Origin of the sequence: Candidatus Tisiphia endosymbiont of Neophilaenus lineatus (assembly GCF_964264975.1) — a bacterium.
Classification (GTDB): domain Bacteria; phylum Pseudomonadota; class Alphaproteobacteria; order Rickettsiales; family Rickettsiaceae; genus Tisiphia.
Window position 1 is genome coordinate 1,193,860 of record NZ_OZ183649.1, and the last position, 26,290, is coordinate 1,220,149.

A 26,290-nucleotide genomic window follows, 5' to 3' on the forward strand; every position below is an offset into this window, starting at 1 on the left:
AATAGCAAAATGGTATTAAATAATAAAAATTATACTTTTTCTTCAATACTTGAGGTTATTATAGGAATTATACCTTACTTCTGTACAAGGCATAATACTTTAAACAATAGTCCCATTTTATTGGGAGCGATTAGCCTATCAACTTGTTTTGCTATTATATTTGCTTCTATAATAGGTAATTTATTTTGCAATAGTTTACTTCGTAATAATATACCATTATTAATCAAAAAGTCACGCTGTGTTATTGAACCATAAACATTTACTCCTATATTGATGCTTACTGTTTTTAAGGCATAAAAGTCAACATGAGCTGATAAATCTGCTTCCCCTAAAGTTTCAAGCAGAGGATAATATTTATGATTTTTTATTGCTTGTAAGGTAGGATTATATTGGTTACGCGTCCTTTTTATTGGATCTATATCATAACCATAATCTATAACCAAGCTTGCCCCACCAAATTTCATGATATGATGGCTGATAAATTTTATAATTTCTAATGATTTAGGTGATTCTTCTATCACTGCCCCATCACGTGCGTTTGAGTGTTCTTGCAGCAGATAACATTGCAATTCCTTACTAACTTCTATTTTATTGAATTTAATTTTACCATCAGCTGGGTCAATAATAAGTGTTGATTCATACCAAAGTTCTTTAGCGTTAATATATTGCTTGATTGGCATAGCGTCAAAAAATTCGTTAGCTATTATAATAGAAGGAATTTTAGAGATATATTGTACTGCTGTATGGTGTTTGATAGGTAAACCCGCCATCTTTAGGTTTGTTTGTTGTTTCTTGATGAAATGGGGATTAATATCAATTAATTCTATTGAGAGAGATTGGTAAAATTCTGGAACTAATTTAGCAACATTGAGCAAATCCCGCATTAATACTCCCTGCCCAGGACCTAGCTCAACTAAATTAGTTTTTTGAGGACAATCCATTTTATACCATTGGTCAATAGCCCATAAAGCTATCATTTCACCAAAAAGTTGGGAGATTTCCGGAGCTGTGGTAAAATCTCCTAAACAACCTAATTTGTTTTGTTTTTGATAATAGGAAGAAGGGGATACGGACGTTACTTGAAGCATCATTTCATCAAGCTTAATACTACCATTCTGCTCAATAAGTTTTCTTATTTTGGAGTCGATTGGCATTTAATTCGTATTATTAAATAGATTCCTACTATTAGCATCGGTAATGATAAAATTTGCCCTACAGTTACATTATTAAAAATAAGACTTGTATAACAATCTTCTGGTTCACGAAACATTTCTATAATAATTCGAAACACCGAATAGAATATTAGAAATATAGCAGAATTCAAACCATAGATTTTTATGCTTTTATATCTAAAAGTAGCATAAGCTAGAATTAAAAATAATATAATTCCTTCAAAAAATGCCTCATAGAGTTGGCTAGGATGTCTTATTTGTAAGTCACTATTTGGAAAGATCATTCCCCAAGGCATTGTAGTCACTCTGCCATATAATTCGCCATTAATAAAATTAGCTATTCTACCTAAAAATAAACCGATAGGACCAACTGTAGCTAATATATCACCTAGGCAAAAGAATTTAATTTTATATTTGTGGCAGAAAAAATAGCAAGATACAGCTATACCAATAATGCCGCCATGAAAGGACATACCACCCTCATAGGTCTTTAAAATGCTAATAGGATTAGAAAAATATTTAATCGGATCATATAGTGCCACCTGACCTAATCTAGCACCTATTACAATGCCTAAAACAACCCAAGTAATAAAATTTTCGAAGTCTTCCGTGGTAACACTAACTTCAAATCTTTTTATAATGCTATAAGCATAGAACCACCCAAATATTACGCCAAAAACATAAGCCATGGAGTACCAATAAACGCTAAATGGTCCAATAGAGAAAATAACAGGATTGATATTTGGAAAGGTCATACGGTCATTATATACGCAAGCTTTATCGATTGCAAGCAATCGGAGAAGAAACATTATACTAATTGCAATAATTAACACGGTGTTATAAAATGGGTTTTTAACTGATAAATAGGTACTCAAATAGCTAGGTTAATATTACCGCAAGGTTTTGAAGGTCATGATTTTATAAAAATGATGACACATGAGCCGCATGGTCGAAATCGTATACGTTTATTGGCGATGTATCACCTTCAATTAGGCAAATCTTTTAAAGCCATATCTGAAATAGTGAAGTCACACTGGAAAACTGTGCAATCATCGCTCAGAAGATTTAGGCATCATGGTTTTGAAGGATTATTTGAATCACAAAGAAGCGGTGCCCCTAGGAAGATTAACAGTATACAAGAGTCTGCTATTTTTGATAAAATCAATACGCTCAGTGAAAGTAAAACTGGTGGGTATATAACTGGAAAGGAGCTACATATCATGTTAGTTGAGGAATATGGTGCTAAATGTGCTTTAAAAACAGTCTACAATACTATGCACCGCCTTGGTTTGAGCTGGATTACTTCTCGTTCAATGCATCCAAAATCAAATCAAGAGACTCAAAATAGATATAAAAAAACTTTCCAGACATGTTAACAAAATTATTAGCAAAAAATATCGATAGATGTAAAGTTGATATATGGTCTCAGGATGAAACTAGAGTTGGGCAACAAGGTAGCTTAACTCGTATATGTGCTAAGCGTGGCACTAGACCCCGTAAAGTTCGGCAACAGCAATTTATTTCAACATATATTTACGGAGCTGCTTGCCATGAGACAGGAGAAGCTTGTGCATTAATTTTACCATATGCAAACACACAGGCAATGAATAAATTCTTAGAAGAGCTTTCTCGCAGTATTCAAGGCAACCGACATATAGCTTTACTAACGGATAATGCAGGTTGGCACACAGCCAAAAAACTAACTGTGCCAAGCAATATCACTTTGATACCGCTTCCGCCCTATGCACCGGAACTTAATGCAATGGAACAAGTTTGGGAATGGATTAAAAATCATTTCTTGTCTAACCAATGTTATGGTGTATATGAAGATATCGTTACTATGGCTTGTTACGCTTGGAATCAACTTGCTCATAATGTAGATTTAGTAAAATCAATTATGTATAGAGATTGGATAAATACACCGTGTTAATTATTGCAATTGGTATTAGACTTGCTGCATAAATCAAAGATAATTGAGGGATTTTTAGGAGAAACGAAGCCGAGCACCGCAGCGTACAAAGACGTACGTGAGGAGCGGAGGCGAGTTTCGACGACAAAATCACCAACTAGATTGACTTATGCAGTAAGTCTATTAACTACCACTTAAATAGATATTATATTTAGTCAAATATAATCTTTTTTATAAAATATTCATTATAATGCTTAGTGTACATTATAATTATTGTATACTACAAGAATCAGGTATAAAAATAATTATTTTTATACCTAATTAATGTTATCTATCTTTAACAAAAAGGTTGGCTTATATGACAGTACAATATTTATTGGATCTTGATCGTAAATATGATAAAGAGATTTTAATGTTAATAACTATGATAGCTTCGATCATTCCATTGATTATTTTTATTAAAACAATAATCTTTTCAATGATCAAAAAATATATTGATCAATGGCATCATGATTATGAAATAATATTTAAAAAATATTCTATATACACCTATTTATTACATACATTACTAGCTTTATACATTATATTTTGGGGCAATATCTTACAGTCATTTCCTACTTTACCTTGGATAATTGGCATCAAGAATATCGCGATAATCCTCTATACAGGTGGTTTCGTTACAATGCTAATCTTATCTCTTATCGATACTTTTGCAGATATTTATCGAAATAGACTAACAATTTCTATCCAATCCTATTTAAGTTTATACACTCAAATATTGAAAATATTTATTATTTCTATTGCTACCATTATAATTATTTCCAATATTCTAAATGTTTCCCTTAGCACATTTTTTACTAGCTTAGGAGCAGCAGCAGCGTTGTTAACCTTTCTGTTTAAGGACACTGTTGTGGCTTTACTATCAAGCTTACAGCTAATTTCGCAGGATATAATACGAATTGGCGATTTTGTTAATATTAGCCAGTATAATGTTGAAGGTACTGTAGAGAAAATTACTATTACATCCGTTAAAATTAGGAATAGTGATCAAACTATTTCGACAATACCCACTTCTAGTCTTTTAACAACTAATGTAGTAAACTCGCGTGGTATAACTGACTCAATGGCAAAAAAAATTCAGGGACCAATCTGTATTGACATAAATACTATTGCATTGGTCTCAACTGTATCTTTTATACAAGAATTGACAAAATCACCATATTTAACAAAAGAAGCAATGGATCAAGTGAGTTTGGAACAGCTAGGTGACTATGTAACAAATATCAAAATATTTAGACTGTATGTAAAAGAATATTTGAGAAATCACCCGATGATATGTCAACAAGATTTTACATTTCTAGTACGTCAGCTGCCTGCAACTCCTCATGGTTTACCAATAGAGTTATATGTCTTTACTCATGAAATAAGGAAGGGTATATATGAAGATATTCAATCAGATATTTTTGATCATTTGTTTGCAGTGCTACCTGAATTCAAATTAAAAATATTTCAAAATAGTAATTAACTAAAATGATATAATAATGACTTCAGAAATCAAATCTAATTTAATTTCTGCCTACCAAATTCTTGCAATTTTGGGCTTAGACGATCATACATATACTCATCTATCGGCAAGGCCTAAAGGAGCTGATTTTTACTATATTTATCCTTTTGGCTTAAGGTTTGAGGAAGTAACTAGCGATAATTTACTGCAAGTTAGTTTGGATGGAACAGTTTTAGAGGGTAGCGAATATAGTTACAATGAAACCGGTTATGTTACTCACGGTAATATCTATAAAGCAAGAGAGGATATTTCATCTATCTTTCATTTGCATACTCCTGCAACTGTTGCTGTATCATCTATGCGAGTAGGATTAATGCCAATAAGTCAGTGGGCACTGCATTTTTATGAAAGACTATCTTATCATGAATATAACTCTCTTATACTTACGTCTAATCACAGTAATAAAATGCTTGATGATCTCGGGCAAAATTATGTTATGTTTCTACGTAATCACGGAATATTAGTATGTGGTAGGACAATACATGAAGCTATGTTTTATACTTATCATTTAGAGCAAGCATGTAAAACCCAATGTTTAGCATGTTCCACAAATCAGGAGTTAATCATACCATCTCAAGAAACTTGTAGAAAATCGGTGCAAGATTTATTATCATTTGAAGAAGATTTAGGTAAACGTGACTGGATTGCTTGGCTTAACTTACTTAAGACGGTTTGCGGCAAGCAATAGACTTCTTTCGAAACTCACTTATGTGCAAGGGTTTGAAGGAGACACTTCACCTTGAACCGTAGCATACTTGAATATACGTGAGGAGCAGAGTACCGGTATCACGTACAAATCACCAACAGAAGTAGAGGCACCGTCAAGTTAAGTAAAATAGTATCAAAAAGAGCTATATTTTTAGATTTCAGGCAGCAAGAAGTCTTTGAGTGGCTTCGTCCAAAATGGATTTAGCTGATGCAAATGCAATTCTTTGCTCAATTGCTGTTTTACTATATCTTCCAACATTTACGGCAAATATATTTCTGACTTTTCCCATCAGTGATAATTTACAGTGGGCTGAATTAGGATGCTTAAATTTAATTAATATCTTCTCGTTGCGCCTAGTTGGTTGATGAGCATTCTCAACACGATTATTTAGTCTTTTATGAGTGCGATGCTCAGTTTTAGGGCACATAAGCTTAATCGGCTTAATGTAACTTCTGAGCTTATCAGTAACAATTACTCTTGGAGCTGGATAATGACCCAATAATTTTGATAAAAAACGAATAGCTGATTTTTTGTTACGACGCTTCTGCAGTAATACTTCTAATTCATGCCCCTCAGAGTCAACAGCTCTCCATAATATAAATACCTCGCCTTTAATCTTAATATTCATCTCATCTAAATGCCATTTATCAGTTGGTTTCCTCTCTCGCTTTCTGATAACATCTTGAAAATAAACCGCAAATTTATTGCACCAAAATCTTACTGTCTCATGACTTAAAATAATACCTCGATAGGCCATCTGTTCTTGTACATCTCTGTAACTATTATTGAATCGATGATATAACCATACTGCATAGCTAATAATGATTACTGGAAAACGATGTCTCTTTGGGGATTGAATAATACACATAGCACTGAAATTTAGGTAACAATTGTCACTGATAATCCATAAATTATTCCCTACATTTGCTCAATACTTAATTTACATTTCTCTTAACTTGACGGTGCCTTTTTAACTGATAAAAGGTACTCAAATGGCTAGGTTAATATTACCACAAGGTTTTCATGGTCATGATTTTATAAAAATGATGAAACATGAGCCGCATGGTCGAAATCGTATACGTTTATTGGCGATGTATCACCTTCAATTAGGCAAATCTTTTAAAGCCATATCTGAAATAGTGAAGTCACACTGGAAAACCATGCAATCATGGCTCAGAAGATTTAGGAATCATGGTTTTGAAGAATTATTTGAATCACAAAGAAGCGGTGCCCCTAGGAAGATTAACACTATACAAGAATCTGCTCTTTTTGATAAAATCAATACGCTCAGTAAAAGTAAAACTGGTGGGTATATAACTGGAAAAGAGCTACATATCATGTTACTTGAGGAATATGGTGCTAAATGTGCTTTAAAAACAGTCTACAATACTATGCACCGCCTTGGTTTTAGCTGGATTACTTCTCGTTCAATGCATCCAAAATCAAATCAAGAGACTCAAAATAGATATAAAAAAACTTTCCAGACATGTTAACAAAATTATTAGCAAAAAATATCGATAGATGTAAAGTTGATATATGGTCTCAGGATGAAACTAGAGTTGGGCAACAAGGTAGCTTAACTCGTATATGGGCTAAGCGTGGCACTAGACCCCGTAAAGTTCGGCAACAGCAATTTATTTCAACATATATTTACGGAGCTGCTTGCCATGAGACAGGAGAAGCTTGTGCATTAATTTTACCATATGCAAACACACAGGCAATGAATAAATTCTTAGAAGAGCTTTCTCGCAGTATTCAAGGCAACCGACATATAGCTTTACTAACGGATAATGCAGGTTGGCACACAGCCAAAAAACTAACTGTGCCAAGCAATATCACTTTGATACCGCTTCCGCCCTATGCACCGGAACTTAATGCAATGGAACAAGTTTGGGAATGGATTAAAAATCATTTCTTGTCTAACCAATGTTATGGTGTATATGAAGATATCGTTACTATGGCTTGTTACGCTTGGAATCAACTTGCTCATAATGTAGATTTAGTAAAATCAATTATGTATAGAGATTGGATAAATATACCGTGTTCATTATTGCAATTGGTATTATATGTATTTTGAGTCTCTTGATTTGACTTTGGATGCATTGAACGAGAAGTAATCCAGCTAAAACCAAGGCGGTGCATAGTATTGTAGACTGTTTTTAAAGCACATTTAGCACCATATTCCTCAAGTAACATGATATGTAGCTCTTTTCCAGTTATATACCCACCAGTTTTACTTTTACTGAGCGTATTGATTTTATCAAAAAGAGCAGATTCTTGTATAGTGTTAATCTTCCTAGGGGCACCGCTTCTTTGTGATTCAAATAATCCTTCAAAACCATGATTCCTCAATCTTCTGAGCGATGATTGCACGGTTTTCCAGTGTGACTTCACTATTTCAGATATGGCTTTAAAAGATTTGCCTAATTGAAGGTGATACATCGCCAATAAACGTATACGATTTCGACCATGCGGCTCATGTTTCATCATTTTTATAAAATCATGACCATGAAAACCTTGTGGTAATATTAACCTAGCCATTTGAGTACCTTTTATCAGTTAAAAACCCATCTTAGACCACTGCGTTAATTATTGCAATTGGTATAAATACTGTACCAACAACCATAATCATCAGCTAGAAGACGCCATTGGCAACCTGTTCTAACAATAAACCATATTGCTTCAATAAAATGTCTCATTTTTTCTTCATTCTTGTTGTGTATACCATTTCTTTCATTAAAAAATGATGAAATTACTTCCCATGCTTGTTCTTCTATGTAATACTTCACATTGGTAGTTCCTTTTTTTGATAACTAGAAACTACCATTTCTTCTTACTATGGCAACTTTTTATTCCTCTTGCCTAACTATAATTTTTGTCAACAGAACCTAGCAAGCGAGGAGCAACGTTGTTGCTAATTCAACTGAATTCACTATAACACAAGAACTCTATTCCAATTTGATATATTTTGCTCTATAATGCACATCTAAAAATATATTAAAGGTTTTTGATGCTTGCTATTCGCAATATTGCCATTATCGCCCACGTTGATCATGGTAAAACTACTCTAGTTGATAATATGCTTAAACAAAGTGGGACTTTCCGAGAAAACCAAGCGGTAGCAGAACGTGCTATGGATTCAAATGACCTTGAACGCGAACGTGGTATAACTATTTTAGCTAAATGTACCTCCCTTATGTGGAAAAATATCTGTATCAATATAGTTGATACTCCTGGTCACGCTGATTTTGGTGGTGAGGTAGAACGCATTCTTACTATGGTAGATGGAGTTGTATTACTAGTTGATTCTTCTGAAGGTACAATGCCTCAGACAAAATTTGTGTTGTCAAAAGCTCTAAAACTTGGTTTGAAACCAATTGTTGTTATCAATAAAATCGACCGTCCTGATAGAAGAGTAAGTGAAGTAGTTGATGAAGTATTTGAATTATTTATGGCATTAGAAGCAACTAATGAACAACTAGACTTCCCAATTATCTACGCTTCGGGACGTAGTGGTTGGGCATCGCGTCATCTAGAAGATGAGCAAAAAGACCTTTCTCCTCTTTTTGATTTGATAGTATCTCATGTACCTGCTCCTGTTTCTGATAGCAGTCTTCCCTTTTCTATGCTTGTTACTACTAGAGAATATAACTCATATTTTGGTCGTGTATTTACCGGTCTAGTGCAGAGCGGTACGGTTAAGATCAACCAAAATGTTAAAGTACTTAATCGCGATAATATGGTAATTGAAAATGCTAGAATAAGTAAAATACTATCATTCCGAGGATTGGAACGTGTAGCTGTCGATGTAGCATATGCAGGGGATATCATTGCTATTGCTGGAATCCAAAAAGCTACGGTAGCTGATACTATCTGTGACCCTGAAATAATGCTAGCACTCCCTTCCTTACCTATAGATCCCCCAACATTATCTATGACCTTTGGAGTAAATGATTCTCCTCTTGCTGGACGGGAAGGATCAAAGCTTACATCACGAGTTTTAGGTGATAGATTGATGAGAGAGATCGAAAGTAATGTGGCAATACATGTCAGTCAAACTGAAGAAAAAGATGCTTTTCAAGTTGCAGGTCGTGGTGAGTTACAATTAGGAATATTAATTGAAACTATGCGACGTGAAGGTTTTGAACTATCAATCAGCAGACCACGTGTATTATTCAAAGAGGATGAACAGGGAAAAAGATTAGAACCAATTGAAGAAATCCAAGTTGATATTGATGATGATTTTGTTGGAGTTGTTGTTAAATCCTTGGCAATACGTAAAGCAGAAATGACTGATATGCGTCCATCTGGTGGCGGTAAAACTAGAGTCACATTCTTAGGTCCATCACGCGGTCTTATTGGTTACCACGGTCAGTTTCTAACCGAAACTCGAGGTACAGGTGTTATGAACCGTGTTTTTCATAGTTATGGTCCATATAAAGGGGTTATTGAAGGAAGACGTAATGGAGTATTAATTTCTAATGGGGATGGTGAATCTGTTGCTTATGCTCTATGGAATCTTGAAGAGCGTGGAAAAATGTTTATAAACCCTAATGAACTAGTATACCAGGGAATGATTATAGGCGAACATAATCGGGATAATGACCTAGAGGTAAATCCTCTGAAAGCCAAACAATTATCAAATGTCAGAGCTTCTGGCAAAGATGAAGCTATGCGTCTTATCCCACCAGTCATTATGACATTAGAACAATCTATCAGCTATATCCAAAATGATGAAAGAGTAGAAGTTACTCCTAAATCAATCCGGCTTCGTAAGGCAGTATTAAACCCTAATGACCGAAAGAGATCAGACCGACGTAACGAGGACTAATTGCTATAGTCAAATCTTTGCTAAAATAGCATGCTCTTTCGTCACTACTGGGAAAAATTGCTTGTTAAAAGGAAATAGTTCTACTTTTTTATTGCTGACAAACTCGATTTCAATGATATCACCTGCTTTAAAATTAAAAACATTTTGAATCTTTCCTATAGCCACCAAATTGGTATCTAGTACCAGTAAGCCTCTTAAGTCTTCAATATAAAATTCATCTTCACTTAATGAAGGGAAATCACGCCTATGACAAAAAAGCTTACATCCCTTCAACTCTTCAGCTAATGTCCTATTATTAATTTTGTTAAACCTACATATTATATCACCTTTAGAATTTTGACTAATGAGTTTAAGGATAATTTTTTTTCCTAATTCATCCACCAAATTCATTTTAATGATATTAGTATTTGGCATAGTAAAAGATTTGACGTAAACATTACCCTGCATTCCGTGTGCTGATGATACTACACCAACAAAAATTAAATCTTTTTTAATAGACACAACCTAATTCATTAAGAGAAACCATTTTTTCTTTTTTGGATAGTTTCCAGCTGCTTTCTCTAATTTTTCAAAATGAAATATGCCAAAGCTATATCCTATCATGACTGGAATTATAATAATCAGCAATCCATAATTACCTAAATATTTTGTTAAATAAATAAACCCAAAAGATGTGATAATATACATAATAGTATTAGATATAGCATATAAAAAACTAACATATGTGAAGCGTTTAAAAACAGGGAAATATGTAAATAAAATTGAATGGGCTGGTGTTAAACCAGGTATAATCAATATAATAAATGCTTGGAACAGAAAAATATCAAAAGGTGTTCTAGCATGAATCAATAAGTATAGGCAAACTAGAATAAGAACCCAAAAAATTACCATTCTAATTTTTAAAATCATTAGGGGGTACACGTAATAACCTAAATATATCAATGATAAATTCCCTAACATTTTTACTATTGCAACAAAGAAATTTTGATAGATAACTTGTTCAGCCGTATAACCAAAATTATTTCTAAGAATCTCTCCGCAATGAATAAATGTTAAATAAAAACATACTGGCCAAGAACAAAATATTAAAAACAAAGATAAAGTTGTTGTTTTATTAACTTTTTCTGTCCAAATAGGATTCTTTTCCAATATACTAGAATTCTCATTAATATCTGCAAAAATTCTTTTCATTCGTCGTTTTGCGTCAGCAAATTCTGGTGTTTCTCGTAGAGTTGTTCTAGCTAATGAACCGACTAACGCAACCAATGCACCAAACCAAAAAGCATAACGCCAATTGAAGTTGTAAGAGGTAGAAATAAATGCAACGCCCAAAGCAAAGGTTGCCCCTAATACAGCAAAAAAACTTATTAATGCTACAGACATATATTGTTGAGGACGTTTTATAGTTTCAGTCAAATATAATTTTGCCCCTATCCTTTCTCCCATGGAACTCATACCTTGCATAATACGACATATTGATACAACCACAGCAGCAGTAATACCTATTTCAGCATAAGCTGGCAAACTAGCAATAATAATACAAGAAAATGCCATCATAAAAGTGGTAATAATAACAGTTACTTTACATCCTATAGTATAACCAATCCATCCAAAAATTAACGCCCCAATAGGTCTTAATAAATATGTGGTACAAAAAGTAAAGGCTGAAAGTAATTGTGCTGCATGGGGATCATATTTCGGGAAAAAAAGCTCATTAAGAATTACAGCCATATGTATATAGAGCATCAGATCAAAATACTCTAGAAATGTACCGATTGAAAGTAATCCGACAGCCTCTTTTTGTTCTCTAGTTAGACAAGTTTGAGATACCCCATCTGCTTGTATTAATCTATTCATATTGACCTATATCTTCCTTATTTAACCTTAGTTTTGGATTAAAATTTTTAATTTTAATCCAAAACTGGCTAGAATAATTTAAGTTCTTTAGAAAAATGCATTCTTGAAGTGCTTCTACGAATATATTTTAATCTATTATCGTTCAGATATTAGTACACATTTGCAGCACTTTAATTACTAAACCCTTAATACCTTTATGTATTTGTGCTAAAGGAGAATTTAACATAAAAGCAGAAGTAGTAACCAATCTATTATCTTCGTCCACGACTATATCTTGAGCATTACAAGTTTCTCCTGTTGCTCCTAGCTTATGTATCAGATCATTTGATTCTCCAAGGGTAACCTTAATTTTTGTATGATTTCTTAAGACTATAGCAAGTAAAGCAGGAGCAATACATATAGCTCCAATTGGTTTTGATAAATTATAGAAGCCTACTATTATTTCCTGTAAGTCTTTTGGTACTGTAGCATTTTCATTTTTAAGTCCTATATCAGACAAATTTAGTGCAGCACCAAACCCACCCGGTAATATTAAAGCATCAAAGTCTTCAGCACGTATTTGATTTAATGGTTGAATTTTACCACGAGCAATGCGTGCTGATTCAACTAATATATTACGCTCCTCTAACATTTTTTCTTGAGTTATACCAATTGCAATAATTAACACGGTGTATTTATCCAATCTCTATACATAATTGATTTTACTAAATCTACATTATGAGCAAGTTGATTCCAAGCGTAACAAGCCATAGTAACGATATCTTCATATACACCATAACATTGGTTAGACAAGAAATGATTTTTGATCCATTCCCAAACTTGTTCCATTGCATTAAGTTCCGGTGCATAGGGCGGAAGCGGTATCAAAGTGATATTGCTTGGCACAGTTAGTTTTTTGGCTGTGTGCCAACCTGCATTATCCGTTAGTAAAGCTATATGTCGGTTGCCTTGAATACTGCGAGAAAGCTCTTCTAAGAATTTATTCATTGCCTGTGTGTTTGCATATGGTAAAATTAATGCACAAGCTTCTCCTGTCTCATGGCAAGCAGCTCCGTAAATATATGTTGAAATAAATTGCTGTTGCCGAACTTTACGGGGTCTAGTGCCACGCTTAGCCCATATACGAGTTAAGCTACCTTGTTGCCCAACTCTAGTTTCATCCTGAGACCATATATCAACTTTACATCTATCGATATTTTTTGCTAATAATTTTGTTAACATGTCTGGAAAGTTTTTTTATATCTATTTTGAGTCTCTTGATTTGATTTTGGATGCATTGAACGAGAAGTAATCCAGCTCAAACCAAGGCGGTGTATAGTATTGTAGACTGTTTTTAAAGCACATTTAGCACCATATTCCTCAACTAACATGATATGTAGCTCCTTTCCAGTTATATACCCACCAGTTTTACTTTCACTGAGCGTATTGATTTTATCAAAAATAGCAGACTCTTGTATACTGTTAATCTTCCTAGGGGCACCGCTTCTTTGTGATTCAAATAATCCTTCAAAACCATGATTCCTAAATCTTCTGAGCGATGATTGCACAGTTTTCCAGTGTGACTTCACTATTTCAGATATGGCTTTAAAAGATTTGCCTAATTGAAGGTGATACATCGCCAATAAACGTATACGATTTCGACCATGCGGCTCATGTTTCATCATTTTTATAAAATCATGACCTTCAAAACCTTGCGGTAATATTAACCTAGCTATTTGAGTACCTATTTATCAGTTAAAAACCCATTTTTTAACACCGTGTTCATTATTGCAATTAGTATTAGATGGTTGATCACATGATGTTGATTTTTATTAGGAGCAAAAATTTTTACATTTACATTATGCTTATCAAGTTCCAATAGTGTAAAAACTGTTTCAAAGATTTCAGCCCCATCTAAATATCCACAACCTGAAATAATTACAGCAACATTTTTCATAATATTGCTATAGTTTTTTTCTGTTTTTTACTTTAAGATTTGTAGCAACTTTAGTTGATTTTGTTTTCTTACTATATGTTCTTGATGGTACTGTTGTCTTGATTATCAATTTATCAACCATAGTCCTATTATTTCTAGGCTGGTCAAAATGGGTATCTAATAGTTTTACCATTTGCATATTTCTAGACTCAGCAGATTTACCACCAGTAACAATAGCAACCAAAGATTTATTTTGTCTAGTTGCTGCAGTAATCAAGTTATAGCCGGCTGGAGTGGTATATCCAGTTTTCAACCCTTCAACTCCTTCATAAGTTTCATTTACTTTATTATGTCCTCGTACAATATTGCCTCTAAAAACAAAGTTGTTTCTAGAGAAGAAAGCATAATATTTAGGGAAATCTCGCTTAATACCTATAGCTAGTTTAGCAAGATCTCGGGTCGTAGTTTTCTGATAAGGATGATGCCATCCTGAAGCATTTTTAAAATAAGTATCTTTCATACCAAGCTGTTTAGCACGAATATTCATCAAACGAGCAAAATTTTCTTCAGTACCTTTAATATTTTCAGCTACTACCATAGCTACATCGTTTGCTGATCTAATAATTAGCCCGAAAATAGCTTCTTTTACAGTAATAGTTTCTTTTTCTTTAAGCCCTAATTTGCAGGGCAACATTTTCTCTGCGTTTTTTGAAACATATAATCTTTGATTCATTGATAACCTGCCAGATTCTAACGCTTCAAATAACAAATACAAGGTCATTAATTTTGTCAATGAAGCAGGATATATTCTAGTAGTAGAATTTTTATCGTGCAGTATCCTACCAGTATTATAATCTACGACAAGACTTGTCTGAGTTGGCGAAGACACAAGCTTTTTTGCAGCATAAACAGGATTTAGGTTTGTACTGAATGTTATTACGCAAGTAAAAAATAGCAATAATCGTATTAACATAATTTTACGTTTTAGAAATCTTTTTATTAAGATAGAACAATATTATAAGTCCTGGCAAGGCTAGAATTATTGTTAAGATGAAAAAATTATCCCAACCCAACATTTTTACTAGGCTACCACCATAAATGGTGACTGTGTTATTAAATAAAGTACTACTACTGCTGAGTAAAGCATATTGCGATGCAGAATATTGTTTATTACACAATATGCTAATATATCCAACAAGTGCAGTCATACCCATAGCAGAAGCAAAATTTTCTATAGTAATGGCAATAAACAGAGATTCAGAACTTACTGGTTGATGATTTAACCAAATAAATGCGAAATGCGTGATACTCTGTATAATTCCCGTTATAATCAGTCCTTTAAAATTTCCAAGTCGGTATACCACTATTCCGCCAGCAAAAGACCCAGCAACTGTAGCTAGTACACCATAAAATTTAGTAATCAGTGCTATCTGTCCCTTTGTATAACCAAGTTCCATATAAAATGGCATAGATACTACAGCAAGCATAGCATCACCTAATTTAAAGAATATTACTGCTAGTAAAATAGTAACGGCATATTTCCTAACAAAGAAGTCCTTAAAAGGGTTAATTACTATTTTTGTTAGTGATAATAAAGATAAAATATCAACATTTTCTCGTAATAATGTAGGTTCATTGACAGTAATTATAAAAATTGTTGCTACAATAAAAATTATACTCATAGCCACAAATGTAGCTGACCAATCACTTGTGGTTTCAGCAAAATATAAAGCCCCAGCTCCAGTAATCAGCATGCCAAGTCTATAGCCTAATACTGCCGTAGCACTTGCTATAGCTTGGGTTTCCTGATCAAATTTATCTATCCTAAGTGCATCAACACTAATATCAAATGTTGCTGACAAGAAACCAAGGCAAATAGTAAGAAAATATAGTAAAGTTAATGATTCATTAGGTAAAATTGTACTCATAGTGAATAGTAATAAAGACATTAGTATAGTACAAAGTATCAGCCAACTTTTTCTATGACCAAATTTCTTTAATAATGGTATATTAAAATAATCTACCAAAGGAGACCAAAAAACTTTTAGCGAATAGGATAGTCTTGCAACGGCAAAAGTGGTAATAATTGCAATATCAATATTAGAATCTTTAAGCCAAGCAACTAAGCTAGTGAATAATATAGCTAGTGGCATGCCACTAATTGCCCCAAGAACCAATATTTCGAATAGTCTATAATCTTTTAAAATTCTTAATAATAACATTTATTCTTCTTTAATTTGTAGATTTCCTTCTGTTCTCTAAAGCCTTTCTTAGTTCAGTCTCGTCTGACGTTTTTATGGTATCTAATATAGTGCCTGAGGTTTTTATTGTAAGATTTATAGGTGTATTTTGATTACTAGAATTATTTAGATTAGGATTTAAGTCTGCTATATAAAAAGATAATATTGAAGATAATACCATATCCAAATTATATATATTTACAGCTAATGATGCAGCTCCGCTAGCATATTTTGTATTAAATACTAAGTCTTTCATTGTAACTATTCCATTTTTTAACTGAAGATTACCATGCAAATTATTCAATGCAGTTTGCCCTTGATACATAGATTTTGCTAAATCATCTTTTAAATACTTTAGACTATAGTCTTTATTATTAATTTTTTCTATCAATGAATCAACAGAGAAGTTACTAATCTTGGCATTTTTTACTACAAATTCTGATTGAGTGTTAAGCTCATACAATAATTCTTTTAAACTATTGCCATGAGTATCAAATGTTCCATTTATGCTCATTCCACCATAATTGTCTAGTAATCCTCTTGGCAAAACATTAGATAATTGAGCTAAATCAATAGAATTAAGTGCATAAACAAAGTTCAGAGTATATGGATTTAATAAAATATTACCTTCTGCTTTTAATTTACCAGAAAGTAGATTTGCTTCAAGGTTATCAATCTTAAATAAAGCATTATTATTTGCTAAAGCAAGTTTAACATTGTGTAATACTAGATCATTCTGAATTATTTTTGATAATGCACAATTTAATTTTAACTCTATTTTTTCTACGTCAAATTCATTCAATAAGTTATTTCGCAGATTAAGTAAAGATTTAAGGGTTAAAAAGTTAACATTAAGAGAACCATCATTTATTATAATTGTTAGTTGCGGTTTAATGTTACTTGCTAACAAACTAGCACTAAGATTGATGTAATCACTATTGCCTCTTATATCAAGATTACTAATTCCAATATTACCTGGTGAGACATTTGCTAAGATATATGCTTTGCCAAATGAATTATTTCCTATCAGCAGATCATTTATAGTAATATCAAAATTACCTAAATAATCAGCTGTCCTAATCGGAATATATTTAGCTAAGTATGATTCATCTTTCATATTCTCTGACAAACTTTTAGCAAATTTGATCATTGGTGAGATTATCGGGTAATCGTCTCTATTTAAATCAATCGAAGAAAAGTCAATGGTCGCTATAAAATGCGGCATAGAACCAATAAATCTAGCAGTAATATTACCTGTAACTTTAGTGTTGTCAGTTTTTAACATAAGGTTTTGTAAATAGACATCTATTAAAGTTAGTTTTAAATCTGAAGATAAAATAAAAGCTGTAGGTTTTTTACTAGCTGCTTGTTTGTAACCTAAAGTATTCAATACAGCATTAAGGTCATTATATTGCAAGTAAATTGTGCCATCAAATATACTTCGTACTGAGTTTTGGGTTACATTACCTATCAATTGAAAATTTCCTCCGGATTTTATTGTACCAGAAAAATCATTGACCACTAATACCCCTTTATCTAAATTAAATGAAAGTTTAGTATTATTTAATATCTCATCGTTACCTAATATTATTTGGTCAACTAAAACATTCGTTATGATTGATTTATTATCAAAGATAAGTCTGAATCCAAAAACTGAATCACTAAATTGGTTAATATTGTTTGATGAAGTAATAAGTGATTTTACGTCTATTTTAGAGAAATATAATTTTATTATACTAGTAACATTGTCACTTCTGCTCAAATATACCCCTCCATTACCTACAAGCGAATTAGAGTCTATGGTTACATTTTCTAGCTTGAGCAGTTGCCCAGTAGGTAAGATATCAAATTTTATATTTACCTTTTCATTCTGATTAAATCTTCTAAATAAAGAATCTAAATCTGGCACTAGAATATGTAATATATCAGCTAAATTTTGTATTAAATATTCTGCTTTGCCATTTATTAGTTTGGAGTCTATATAGGTTTCTAGCAAATGAAAATTATAATCATTATTAGAGATAGTAAGATCGAAATTTATTTGGTTGGCCTTTTTCTCAAAAAACCCAGATAATTTTCCTACATATCCTCCATCCCCTTTGAATGAAGTGCTATTAGCAATAGAGTTATTTTTAAATAAAGAGCAATTATTTAAAGTAAGAATAGGTTGGTTATTTTTATTTAGAATACTCAGATTTTTAACATTAAAATTTATATCCATTATATCATTTGTTATACATGAACTAACTAGCCTATCATGGTTTATAATGTCAAAATCTTGTTCATCTGAATATATTGTGGCACTATATATGGTTACAGCACTAATTCTTGGTCTGAAAATTAATAATGACCATGGGACAAAGCGAATTTCTATATTTTCTAATTCTAATTTCCCTTCCTCTTTTATGTGATCAATAATCAAATAAGGTATGGGAAATTTAATTATTTTAATTTTTTTTAGATTCTGAGGAGAAATTTTTAATTCATTAACAAGACTATTACTGGCAGAAGTATAATCAACAAAGTTTACCTCAACTAATATAGTACATACTAACAACGCAATAGCAATAACAGTAAATATAATTACTTTTCTTATCATAAAATTATTATCTTCTAAGAACCAATATTACTAGGTATATATCAAAAACGTTAAAAATAAAAACTATATAATAAATATCTAACATGATGGGGGTAACAAACAAGGGGTAAGCAGACTAGGTGTGCATTTTAACACTTTTGTAATAATTTCTCCCTCAAAAAACTAGTTAAAGAGAGAGTTTTTTGGTGGTCGTATTCCAGCAACTTTAGTGAAAAAACGGCATGCGACGGGAATACAAACTTTTTATTGCAATGATAAAAATCCTGAAATCCGAGAGATATATGGTGGGCGATGAGAGACTTGAACTCCCGACCGTCCCGGTGTAAACGGGATGCTCTACCAACTGAGCTAACCGCCCTTTCTTTCAATTTAACGCAGATAATGCCCTATCTCCCCAAAAAAATCAAGTTATTTCTGTAAATTATTTAGATTCTATAGCTCTCCTTCAAAGCAGAAGAGTATATATTAATCTTCAAGATTACTATCTTTAATCTCTTTCCAAGCTTCGAGAATTTCTTTTAACACTTCTTTATTTGTTTCAATTTCGTGGTCATCAAAATCACTTAATGATTTTATTAAGTCCTCAAGATCTTTTAGTGTTAATTCAGATATATCCTCATCGGAATAATTTTTTTCTAAACTTATAGCAATTTCGTCAACATCATGCCAATGCATTATTTTTACCTAATTATTTCCATAGGCATTACTATTACCATCTAACCATTCCTCTACCAATTAAATAATATATTAGTGCATGCTTAAATATACTATATTATTAAAGGGGGTGAGATTATTATGCAACTATATCTGTAAAATTTAACTTAAAAAATACAATGAGGCTGTAAAATGCATCAATACTGGTTTAGAGATATAATACCAATTGCAATAATTAACACGGTGTATTTATCCAATCTCTATACATAATTGATTTTACTAAATCTACATTATGAGCAAGTTGATTCCAAGCGTAACAAGCCATAGTAACGATATCTTCATATACACCATAACATTGGTTAGACAAGAAATGATTTTTAATCCATTCCCAAACTTGTTCCATTGCATTAAGTTCCGGTGCATAGGGCGGAAGCGGTATCAAAGTGATATTGCTTGGCACAGTTAGTTTTTTGGCTGTGTGCCAACCTGCATTATCCGTTAGTAAAGCTATATGTCGGTTGCCTTGAATACTGCGAGAAAGCTCTTCTAAGAATTTATACTAATTGCAATAATTAACACGGTGTTAATTATTGCAATTAGTATAATTGATTTGTATAGATTTGTTTTTTCGTTTAAGATGATAGTCAATTAGATATTGAGGGCTTTGGAGTATATATGGCAAAAACAGGTAAAAAAGAAAATAAGGTAAGGTTATTTAATATTAATGGTCATGTAGGTCAAGAGACTCAGCGCAATATTATAGTGGCTAATTCTTACTTAAACATACCAACTAGGGAGCTTAAATATAACATTCAAAATGGCAAACTAAATAAAGATAATATAATAATTGAAATATTGCACGAAGTTAAACAAGGAGAAACGCCTATACTTAATATTCAATATAATTCAAACATGGAAAAACCTATAGTTGATATAAATGATTTAGCAGCATTAAAAAAATCAGGTATTCAAACTTGTTTTACCTTTAGTAATTATAATGCATATAATCAAACTTTGCCATATTATAACTACTGGTCACCTCTTCTTACACAAGCCAATCACGTGTTTTTTACAAATGATAACGACCGAAATAATGCGATAACTCATAGGCATGTAGAACAAAAAAGAACTTCTTACATTCCATATATCCCAGTTACAAATTTAGTAGAGTCGGAAATTCTAAAAAGACCTCCTAACATATTAGTGTCAGGGAAATTGCCTAATAAAGAAAGATTGACTGAAGTTATACTTGCTACAAAAGAACTAGGCAGAAATACTAGAGTTATAGTAGCCAGCAATCCTTCATCTGTAGAGGATGTGGCTAATATTATTACGACCAAATTTGGCATCAACGACCAAAATCAACAATTAGGTATTAAGCTAGAAGTTGAAGAAATCTTAAAAGATAAAATTGGTGGTGCTAAAAAACTAGAGCATTACGTGTCACAATTATCTGAACAATTTAAGAAAGATATTAATATGACGGAAAGAAACCCTGTTGATATATATTTTGACCTATCTGATCCATTGAAGCTTCAGAATATTGCCAAACAAGCTAAATATGCTGTAATCCAAGGAGTCTCGGTTGAAAATTTGACTAATGGTTGTATCCCATTAGCTCAAGGTCATGGGAAAAGGGCTGACATTATTGCTGAAGTTAAGCAAAGGGAAACTGTTCTTGGAATCAATAGCTTAACTATTAAGGATATGCAGGAAAATTTAAATGAGTATAAACAAGAAAATACTAAAAGAATTACCAGTACTCTTCAGCAAATGGCAGATGAAAGGGAAGTATCAACTAGACAAAATAAGGTAGAACATTCATTGCCTGAAGGTAGCAAATTAACTGCACTAGATTATTTATATGACGAAGATGATATTGGCAATGTATTAAAAGCATCTGTAAATCAAACAAAAGTTTCTATTATTACTCATGCTTCTATAGGAGAAGAAAGTTTATTAAAGTACACTCTTGATCGAGCTGTGTATAGTGATTTAATAGAAAATAACAAGGAAGCGGTTATTATACCCCTTAATACTGGACACGAACATTGGGTTAGTTTAGCAATCACTAAAGACAAGGAGGGGGCTATAGTGTTTACCTATAATGATCCTAAGGGAACAAATATAGATACAAGAGTGGATTTAGTAAATATAGTTAAAGAAGTTTGTCCTGATGCTAAAATAGTAGATTTACAGACTGAGCAACAACAAAATGATAAAGATTGTGGAGCTTTCGTTGTGGATAATTTAATTAAAATGGCAAAAGGTGAGGCAATTCTTACCACTGAAGAATCTAAAAACATAGGAACAACATTATGCCAAGCTCATGCAAAAACAATAGACCTTGAGAAAGCCAAGCAAAAAGCTAATACCATTAGAGAATCAATAAATACCTATCCATCTCGTCCTACTACATCTCCTCCTTCTATTAGGCACAATAGCCGTCCTACAGTTCGTCCTATCAGATATTAAAGTTTTGGGGTCATTCGCGTGGGTCACGATGCATAGCAATTATCTTTTTAAAAAAATTAAATATTTTTTATCTGTATTTTATATAAATAAAAAATATTTAATTTTTTTAAAAAGATAATTGCTATGGTCACTATATTAAAAGAATTTTCCATAAAATTCCATGATCTTTTCTTTAACCTGAATTGGATCAGTCATCATATTAACCCCTCCTCTAAATTCAGCTGAGTTTGCTAAACCACTACTATACCAACCTATATGTTTTCGGGCTAGTTGAACGCCGGTATCGTTTCCATAATATTCTAGCATGGCATCATAATGACTTATTATCACTTCTAACTGTTCTGCCATGGAAGGCGATGCAAACTCTTCTCCTGTTTCAAGATAATGGGCTATTTGAGAAATAAACCATGGTCTACCATATACTCCCCGACCAACCATTATGCCATCAGCCCCTGATTTTTGTAAGCATTCCTTAGCTTTAGATAAGGAGGTAATATCTCCATTAGCGATAACTGGAATCTTTACCGAATCCTTAACTTGCCTTATAAACTCCCAATCTGCTTGACCAGAATAAAACTGACATCTTGTTCTACCATGGATGGTGATCATTTGCACTCCAACATCATAGGCTATTTTTGCTAAATTTGGAGCATTCTTAGTTTGATCATCCCAACCAGTCCGCATTTTTAAAGTTACTGGGATTTTTACCGCTTTGACCGTAGTCTCTAAAATTTTTGCCGCTAATTTCTCATTTCGCATTAAAGCTGAACCAGAATAGCCATTTACTACTTTTTTAGCTGGGCAACCAAAGTTTAAATCAATAATCTTGGCCCCAATATCCTCAATTATTTTAGCTGATTCTGCTATTATATCAGGTTCACATCCAGCAATCTGTACACATGAACCAGTAGCGTCGTCTTGAATGATTGCACATCTTTGCAAAGATTGCCTTGTTTCAATAATCATTGCCCTACTTGCTACCATTTCAGAGACTACCAAACCTGCACCAAATTTTCGTACTAATTTTCTAAATGGTAGATCAGTAACCCCAGACATTGGAGCTAATATCACCGAATGAGGTAGTTGAATATTGCCTATTTTTATCATAAATATATTTTCATTACTTTAAGTAGCTTTTAATTATAGAATAATTATTATAAATTATAATAAGATACCACAAACTAATGCTATCACTAAGAAAAATTTTTAGTATTATCTGCAGGATATTGTTATATAATATTATTGAGCATTTTCAGCTAAGAAACTATATCATGAAAATCAATGTAGAGATTATTCGAGCTTGTCAAGATTGGAAAAATCAAAAATTTATCAATAAACTATTAGTGAAGAAGGTTATTGGTGCTATACTGAGTAAATATAAGAATTTTAAGGGAGTTGCAGAGTTTGAGTTAGCAATATTACTGACTAATAATAATGAAATGTTAAATTTGAATAGCCAATTTCGTGGCAAAGCAAAAGCTACAAATGTACTATCATTTCCTGATATAGAATTAGACTTTCGGCATTTACTTGAATTTACTCCTAATGTACATTATATGTATTTGGGGGACATAGCTTTTGGCTATGAAATAATTCAAAGTGAAGCTATAAGTCAAAATAAAGCCTTTGGAGATCATTTTATCCATCTTTTGGTACATAGTATTTTGCATTTACTAGGCTTTGATCACCAAGATAACGAGGAAGCAGATATTATGGAAAATTTAGAAGTAGAGATATTAAAGAGTTTTGCTATTGCTTCCCCATATTAGCTTTTGTTCACTTCCTTGAAAAAAGAAAACCTTGCATCTATTCATTTTAAAAGGGATATGCTGAAAAATTCTTTAAAAATTGTTACTCTTAAATCTTTTTTCTCTCGTCTGTTTTCTAAAGAGAAGCTAGAGGATAATTTTTATGATGCAATTAAAAAGCTAAAATCTAACAGTAAAAAAATGACGTTAGAAGAAAAAAAGATTTTTATGAATCTTCTGAAATTTGGTCATAAAACTGTAGAAGATGTAATGATTCCTAGATCTGATATTAAGGCAGTAAAATTAACTGCCAGTATAGATGAGTTAAGCCAAATGCTTAATAGCAAAATACCTAATACTAGAACATTAGTTTATGATGAAACTTTGGATAATATAGTAGGCTTTATTCATATAAAAGATTTATTCAAGATACTTATTACTAAGCAACTTATTACAAATCAAGAGTTGCAGCTAAAAAAAATAATTCGTAAACCTATCATTTCTGCTCCTTCAATGAAATTGATAGATTTACTAGCAAAAATGCGAAGAGATTGTGTACAGATCTCGATAGTTGTGGATGAATATGGTGGAACTGACGGTATTGTAACCATGGAAGATATTATGGAGGAGATAGTTGGCAGAATAGATGATGAGCATGATAAGAAATCGGATAATGATAGTTTCAGAATTATCAATAATAATACTATTTTATCAAATGCTCGAGTGAAAGTTGAGGATCTCGAATCAGCTCTAGGTGTGAAACTAAAACTTCAGAATGATGAATTTGATACAATTGGTGGTTTAGTCTTAGCAAAAGTAGGTAATGTCCCTTTGGTTGGTACTAAAATTGATATTGAGCAGCAGGTTGAACTTGAAGTAATTGATGCAAGCCCAAGATCACTTAAACAAGTTAAGCTGCAGTTAAAAAATGGTACAATATTACCTGATAATACCTTATGATTATTACAACTAATTTGGCCATGAGCTATGGTGCAAAAATATTATTTACTGATGTGAGCTTGCATATTAAGAAAGGTAATAGGTATGGGCTTGTTGGAGCAAATGGTGCTGGTAAATCTACGTTCTTTAAGATTTTGTTTCAAGAGGAAGAGGCTAGTATCGGAGAATTTACCTGTGTCAAAAATGCACGTATAGGATGTTTAAAGCAGGATCAATTTCTTTATGAAAATACTTCAATTATTAATACCGTTATTGCCGGTAGAAGTGAATTATGGCAAGCACTGCAAGAAAAAGAAAAATTATTAGCAATTGATCAATGTGATGAGGAAATCGGGTATCGATTAGGTGAGTTGGAACAAATTATAGCTGACAATGATGGATATATATCAGAAATTTTTGCAGTTGAGTTATTGCTTGGTTTAGGAATACAAGAAAAATATCATCATCAGCCTTTATCCGTTCTATCCGGCGGCTATAAACTTAGGGTGTTACTGGCACAAAGTTTATTCAATAATCCTGATATATTGTTACTTGATGAGCCGACAAATCATCTTGATATAGTCTCAATTTATTGGCTAGAAAATTATCTAAAACAGAAATTCAAAGGTGCTTTGGTATTTATTTCACACGATCTTGTTTTTCTTAATAATATTTCTACACATATTCTTGATATAGATTATGGTACTATCAAGATTTATACTGGTAATTATGATATTTTTGTTCGTGATAAACAGTTGGTTACCGAACAAAAGCTTAAAGAATTCTCTCATTTAGAGAAAAAAATTGCTGTTATGCAGAGTTTCGTTGACCAGTTTAGAGCGTTGGCCACTAGAGCTAGACAGGCTGCATCCCGAGAAAAACAAATAGAAAAAATGGAATTACCTGACATCCAAAGAAGTTCGCGTGTTAGTCCATATTTTAATTTTAAGCAAAAAAGACCATCTGGAAAATTAGCATTAAAAGTTCAGGGTATTTCTAAAAGCTACGAGGATAAAAAAATATTAAATAATGTGAATTTTACTGTCTCACGTGGAGAAAAAATTGTTATTATTGGTCCAAATGGTATTGGTAAATCTACTTTGCTTAAGATTCTTATTAATAAAATTTCTGCTGATTTAGGAAGTTATGAATGGGGATATGAAACTCAAATTTCCTATTTTGCTCAGGATCATCATGAATTACTAAATGAAAGTATGAGTGTTATTGATTGGTTATCCAACCAAATATCTACTGAAAGTGATAACGTGCTACGTAGTGTATTAGGTCAATTATTATTCCGTCAAGATGAAGTAAGCAAGAATATTCTAAATTTGAGTGGAGGAGAAGGAGCACGTTTATTACTAGCAAAAATTATATTGGAAGAAAGTAATATATTGGTATTAGATGAGCCAACTAATCACTTAGATATTGAATCTAAGGATATGTTAAAAAAAGCTCTAATTAACTACCAAGGAACTCTAATATTAGTAACTCATGATCGAGATTTTGCTAGCAACATAGCCGCAAGGGTTATTGCTCTATCCCACCGAACTATTACTGATTTTAAAGGTAAATATCAGGAATATTTGCATAAGTATGGTAATGATTATTTGGATAGTAGTTGGGTGTTGGCAAATAAGAGAGTGAAATAGTATAGTAAACTCAGGTTACTTTAGCA

Annotated in this window: 27 protein-coding genes, 1 tRNA gene and 1 pseudogene; 11 read left to right on the forward strand and 18 right to left on the reverse strand. The window is 32.5% G+C overall.

Annotation, left to right across the window (positions count from 1 at the left end):
- Positions 1-74: 74 nt before the first annotated feature.
- Entirely contained in the window at positions 75-1,154 is a 1,080-nt protein-coding gene (locus tag ACFE3K_RS06895; RefSeq protein WP_375358760.1) for a class I SAM-dependent methyltransferase, read from the reverse strand.
- On the reverse strand, positions 1,133-1,927 hold the full coding sequence (gene lgt, locus ACFE3K_RS06900) for a prolipoprotein diacylglyceryl transferase (RefSeq protein ID WP_375359513.1): 795 nt from the start codon (positions 1,925-1,927) through the stop codon (positions 1,133-1,135). The genes ACFE3K_RS06895 and lgt overlap by 22 nt, the downstream gene beginning before the upstream one ends.
- Positions 1,928-2,098: 171 nt before the next feature.
- Between lgt and ACFE3K_RS06905 the strand changes: the two genes are divergently transcribed.
- From ACFE3K_RS06905 to ACFE3K_RS06920, 4 genes are all read left to right on the forward strand, one after another.
- A complete protein-coding gene (locus tag ACFE3K_RS06905) occupies positions 2,099-2,548 on the forward strand; it encodes a helix-turn-helix domain-containing protein (RefSeq protein ID WP_375358761.1) in 450 nt (149 codons plus the stop codon).
- On the forward strand, positions 2,542-3,102 hold the full coding sequence (locus ACFE3K_RS06910) for an IS630 family transposase (protein WP_375358762.1): 561 nt from the start codon (positions 2,542-2,544) through the stop codon (positions 3,100-3,102). The genes ACFE3K_RS06905 and ACFE3K_RS06910 overlap by 7 nt, the downstream gene beginning before the upstream one ends.
- Positions 3,103-3,439: 337 nt before the next feature.
- Positions 3,440-4,606, forward strand: coding sequence for a mechanosensitive ion channel family protein (locus ACFE3K_RS06915; protein ID WP_375358763.1), 1,167 nt, complete (start codon positions 3,440-3,442; stop codon positions 4,604-4,606).
- A gap of 16 nt (positions 4,607-4,622) precedes the next feature.
- Positions 4,623-5,333, forward strand: coding sequence for a class II aldolase/adducin family protein (locus tag ACFE3K_RS06920; RefSeq protein ID WP_375358764.1), 711 nt, complete (start codon positions 4,623-4,625; stop codon positions 5,331-5,333).
- Between the two features lie 178 nt (positions 5,334-5,511).
- Here ACFE3K_RS06920 and ACFE3K_RS06925 read toward each other — a convergent pair whose 3' ends face one another.
- Positions 5,512-6,222, reverse strand: a complete 711-nt coding sequence (locus ACFE3K_RS06925) for an IS6 family transposase (RefSeq protein ID WP_375358765.1) — start codon at positions 6,220-6,222, stop codon at positions 5,512-5,514.
- Positions 6,223-6,346: 124 nt separating this feature from the next.
- On the opposite strand from ACFE3K_RS06925, the gene ACFE3K_RS06930 reads away from it, so the two are divergent.
- Both ACFE3K_RS06930 and ACFE3K_RS06935 read left to right on the forward strand, forming a co-directional pair.
- On the forward strand, positions 6,347-6,847 hold the full coding sequence (locus ACFE3K_RS06930) for a helix-turn-helix domain-containing protein (RefSeq protein WP_375358766.1): 501 nt from the start codon (positions 6,347-6,349) through the stop codon (positions 6,845-6,847).
- Positions 6,841-7,431, forward strand: a complete 591-nt coding sequence (locus ACFE3K_RS06935; RefSeq protein WP_375358767.1) for an IS630 family transposase — start codon at positions 6,841-6,843, stop codon at positions 7,429-7,431. Before ACFE3K_RS06930 ends, ACFE3K_RS06935 begins: the two co-directional genes overlap by 7 nt.
- On the opposite strand, the gene ACFE3K_RS06940 is transcribed toward ACFE3K_RS06935, so the two are convergent.
- Positions 7,341-7,895 carry a helix-turn-helix domain-containing protein gene (locus ACFE3K_RS06940; RefSeq protein ID WP_375358768.1) on the reverse strand — a complete coding sequence of 185 codons (555 nt, stop codon included), beginning with the start codon at positions 7,893-7,895 and terminating at the stop codon, positions 7,341-7,343. The genes ACFE3K_RS06935 and ACFE3K_RS06940 overlap by 91 nt on opposite strands.
- Before the next feature lie 44 nt (positions 7,896-7,939).
- Complete coding sequence (locus tag ACFE3K_RS06945) at positions 7,940-8,143, reverse strand: transposase (RefSeq protein WP_375358769.1); 204 nt, start codon at positions 8,141-8,143, stop codon at positions 7,940-7,942.
- A 221-nt stretch (positions 8,144-8,364) separates the two neighbouring features.
- On the opposite strand from ACFE3K_RS06945, the gene typA reads away from it, so the two are divergent.
- On the forward strand, positions 8,365-10,185 hold the full coding sequence (gene typA, locus ACFE3K_RS06950; RefSeq protein ID WP_375359514.1) for a translational GTPase TypA: 1,821 nt from the start codon (positions 8,365-8,367) through the stop codon (positions 10,183-10,185).
- Positions 10,186-10,194: 9 nt separating this feature from the next.
- Here typA and rimM read toward each other — a convergent pair whose 3' ends face one another.
- The 12 genes and pseudogenes from rimM to ACFE3K_RS07010 form a co-directional block, all read right to left on the reverse strand.
- Positions 10,195-10,686 (reverse strand): ribosome maturation factor RimM, encoded by a 492-nt coding sequence (rimM, locus tag ACFE3K_RS06955; RefSeq protein ID WP_375358770.1) that lies wholly within the window; start codon positions 10,684-10,686, stop codon positions 10,195-10,197.
- Between the two features lie 3 nt (positions 10,687-10,689).
- Positions 10,690-12,042, reverse strand: a complete 1,353-nt coding sequence (locus tag ACFE3K_RS06960) for an MFS transporter (RefSeq protein WP_375358771.1) — start codon at positions 12,040-12,042, stop codon at positions 10,690-10,692.
- A gap of 142 nt (positions 12,043-12,184) precedes the next feature.
- Positions 12,185-12,709, reverse strand: a complete 525-nt coding sequence (gene elbB, locus ACFE3K_RS06965; protein WP_375358772.1) for an isoprenoid biosynthesis glyoxalase ElbB — start codon at positions 12,707-12,709, stop codon at positions 12,185-12,187.
- Positions 12,703-13,263 carry an IS630 family transposase gene (locus tag ACFE3K_RS06970; RefSeq protein ID WP_375358342.1) on the reverse strand — a complete coding sequence of 187 codons (561 nt, stop codon included), beginning with the start codon at positions 13,261-13,263 and terminating at the stop codon, positions 12,703-12,705. Before ACFE3K_RS06970 ends, elbB begins: the two co-directional genes overlap by 7 nt.
- Complete coding sequence (locus ACFE3K_RS06975; protein WP_375358773.1) at positions 13,257-13,706, reverse strand: helix-turn-helix domain-containing protein; 450 nt, start codon at positions 13,704-13,706, stop codon at positions 13,257-13,259. Before ACFE3K_RS06975 ends, ACFE3K_RS06970 begins: the two co-directional genes overlap by 7 nt.
- 59 nt (positions 13,707-13,765) lie before the next feature.
- Positions 13,766-13,978, reverse strand: coding sequence for a hypothetical protein (locus ACFE3K_RS06980; protein ID WP_375358774.1), 213 nt, complete (start codon positions 13,976-13,978; stop codon positions 13,766-13,768).
- A gap of 7 nt (positions 13,979-13,985) precedes the next feature.
- Positions 13,986-14,930: a D-alanyl-D-alanine carboxypeptidase family protein gene (locus ACFE3K_RS06985; protein ID WP_375358775.1), complete on the reverse strand. Its 945-nt coding sequence runs from the start codon at positions 14,928-14,930 to the stop codon at positions 13,986-13,988.
- A 4-nt stretch (positions 14,931-14,934) separates the two neighbouring features.
- Positions 14,935-16,179 carry an AmpG family muropeptide MFS transporter gene (locus ACFE3K_RS06990; protein ID WP_375358776.1) on the reverse strand — a complete coding sequence of 415 codons (1,245 nt, stop codon included), beginning with the start codon at positions 16,177-16,179 and terminating at the stop codon, positions 14,935-14,937.
- Positions 16,180-16,189: 10 nt separating this feature from the next.
- Positions 16,190-18,796, reverse strand: coding sequence for an AsmA-like C-terminal region-containing protein (locus ACFE3K_RS06995; protein ID WP_375358777.1), 2,607 nt, complete (start codon positions 18,794-18,796; stop codon positions 16,190-16,192).
- 282 nt (positions 18,797-19,078) lie between these two features.
- Positions 19,079-19,154: transfer RNA gene (locus ACFE3K_RS07000), tRNA-Val, on the reverse strand.
- A gap of 107 nt (positions 19,155-19,261) precedes the next feature.
- Positions 19,262-19,471 (reverse strand): Fe-S cluster assembly protein IscX, encoded by a 210-nt coding sequence (gene iscX, locus ACFE3K_RS07005; protein WP_375358778.1) that lies wholly within the window; start codon positions 19,469-19,471, stop codon positions 19,262-19,264.
- A gap of 214 nt (positions 19,472-19,685) precedes the next feature.
- Positions 19,686-19,994: pseudogene (locus ACFE3K_RS07010) on the reverse strand (transposase); the annotation flags it as partial.
- A gap of 131 nt (positions 19,995-20,125) precedes the next feature.
- On the opposite strand from ACFE3K_RS07010, the gene ACFE3K_RS07015 reads away from it, so the two are divergent.
- Positions 20,126-21,925, forward strand: a complete 1,800-nt coding sequence (locus ACFE3K_RS07015) for a Ulp1 family isopeptidase (protein WP_375358779.1) — start codon at positions 20,126-20,128, stop codon at positions 21,923-21,925.
- A gap of 135 nt (positions 21,926-22,060) precedes the next feature.
- Here ACFE3K_RS07015 and dusB read toward each other — a convergent pair whose 3' ends face one another.
- On the reverse strand, positions 22,061-23,032 hold the full coding sequence (gene dusB, locus ACFE3K_RS07020; protein ID WP_375358780.1) for a tRNA dihydrouridine synthase DusB: 972 nt from the start codon (positions 23,030-23,032) through the stop codon (positions 22,061-22,063).
- 164 nt (positions 23,033-23,196) lie between these two features.
- Here dusB and ybeY point away from each other — a divergent pair, with 164 nt between their 5' ends.
- The 3 genes from ybeY to ACFE3K_RS07035 are packed head-to-tail and all read left to right on the forward strand — an operon-like array spanning position 23,197 to position 26,264.
- The gene (gene ybeY, locus ACFE3K_RS07025) at positions 23,197-23,694 is read left to right on the forward strand and encodes an rRNA maturation RNase YbeY (RefSeq protein ID WP_375358781.1); all 498 of its coding nucleotides are present in this window, start codon (positions 23,197-23,199) and stop codon (positions 23,692-23,694) included.
- Positions 23,695-23,697: 3 nt separating this feature from the next.
- A complete protein-coding gene (locus ACFE3K_RS07030) occupies positions 23,698-24,633 on the forward strand; it encodes a transporter associated domain-containing protein (RefSeq protein WP_375358782.1) in 936 nt (311 codons plus the stop codon).
- Entirely contained in the window at positions 24,630-26,264 is a 1,635-nt protein-coding gene (locus ACFE3K_RS07035) for an ABC-F family ATP-binding cassette domain-containing protein (protein WP_375358783.1), read from the forward strand. The genes ACFE3K_RS07030 and ACFE3K_RS07035 overlap by 4 nt, the downstream gene beginning before the upstream one ends.
- The last annotated feature ends 26 nt before the right edge of the window (positions 26,265-26,290 follow it).

Coding starts and splice junctions, on each gene's coding strand:
- ACFE3K_RS06895 (WP_375358760.1), bottom strand. CDS start 1,154: ATGCCAATCGACTCCAAAATAAGAAAACTTATTGAGCAGAATGGTAGT.
- lgt (WP_375359513.1), bottom strand. CDS start 1,927: ATGACCTTTCCAAATATCAATCCTGTTATTTTCTCTATTGGACCATTT.
- ACFE3K_RS06905 (WP_375358761.1), top strand. CDS start 2,099: ATGATGACACATGAGCCGCATGGTCGAAATCGTATACGTTTATTGGCG.
- ACFE3K_RS06910 (WP_375358762.1), top strand. CDS start 2,542: ATGTTAACAAAATTATTAGCAAAAAATATCGATAGATGTAAAGTTGAT.
- ACFE3K_RS06915 (WP_375358763.1), top strand. CDS start 3,440: ATGACAGTACAATATTTATTGGATCTTGATCGTAAATATGATAAAGAG.
- ACFE3K_RS06920 (WP_375358764.1), top strand. CDS start 4,623: ATGACTTCAGAAATCAAATCTAATTTAATTTCTGCCTACCAAATTCTT.
- ACFE3K_RS06925 (WP_375358765.1), bottom strand. CDS start 6,222: ATGTGTATTATTCAATCCCCAAAGAGACATCGTTTTCCAGTAATCATT.
- ACFE3K_RS06930 (WP_375358766.1), top strand. CDS start 6,347: ATGGCTAGGTTAATATTACCACAAGGTTTTCATGGTCATGATTTTATA.
- ACFE3K_RS06935 (WP_375358767.1), top strand. CDS start 6,841: ATGTTAACAAAATTATTAGCAAAAAATATCGATAGATGTAAAGTTGAT.
- ACFE3K_RS06940 (WP_375358768.1), bottom strand. CDS start 7,895: ATGGCTAGGTTAATATTACCACAAGGTTTTCATGGTCATGATTTTATA.
- typA (WP_375359514.1), top strand. CDS start 8,365: ATGCTTGCTATTCGCAATATTGCCATTATCGCCCACGTTGATCATGGT.
- ACFE3K_RS06960 (WP_375358771.1), bottom strand. CDS start 12,042: ATGAATAGATTAATACAAGCAGATGGGGTATCTCAAACTTGTCTAACT.
- ACFE3K_RS06970 (WP_375358342.1), bottom strand. CDS start 13,263: ATGTTAACAAAATTATTAGCAAAAAATATCGATAGATGTAAAGTTGAT.
- ACFE3K_RS06975 (WP_375358773.1), bottom strand. CDS start 13,706: ATGATGAAACATGAGCCGCATGGTCGAAATCGTATACGTTTATTGGCG.
- ACFE3K_RS06980 (WP_375358774.1), bottom strand. CDS start 13,978: ATGAAAAATGTTGCTGTAATTATTTCAGGTTGTGGATATTTAGATGGG.
- ACFE3K_RS06985 (WP_375358775.1), bottom strand. CDS start 14,930: ATGTTAATACGATTATTGCTATTTTTTACTTGCGTAATAACATTCAGT.
- ACFE3K_RS06990 (WP_375358776.1), bottom strand. CDS start 16,179: ATGTTATTATTAAGAATTTTAAAAGATTATAGACTATTCGAAATATTG.
- ACFE3K_RS06995 (WP_375358777.1), bottom strand. CDS start 18,796: ATGATAAGAAAAGTAATTATATTTACTGTTATTGCTATTGCGTTGTTA.
- iscX (WP_375358778.1), bottom strand. CDS start 19,471: ATGCATTGGCATGATGTTGACGAAATTGCTATAAGTTTAGAAAAAAAT.
- ACFE3K_RS07015 (WP_375358779.1), top strand. CDS start 20,126: ATGGCAAAAACAGGTAAAAAAGAAAATAAGGTAAGGTTATTTAATATT.
- dusB (WP_375358780.1), bottom strand. CDS start 23,032: ATGATAAAAATAGGCAATATTCAACTACCTCATTCGGTGATATTAGCT.
- ybeY (WP_375358781.1), top strand. CDS start 23,197: ATGAAAATCAATGTAGAGATTATTCGAGCTTGTCAAGATTGGAAAAAT.
- ACFE3K_RS07035 (WP_375358783.1), top strand. CDS start 24,630: ATGATTATTACAACTAATTTGGCCATGAGCTATGGTGCAAAAATATTA.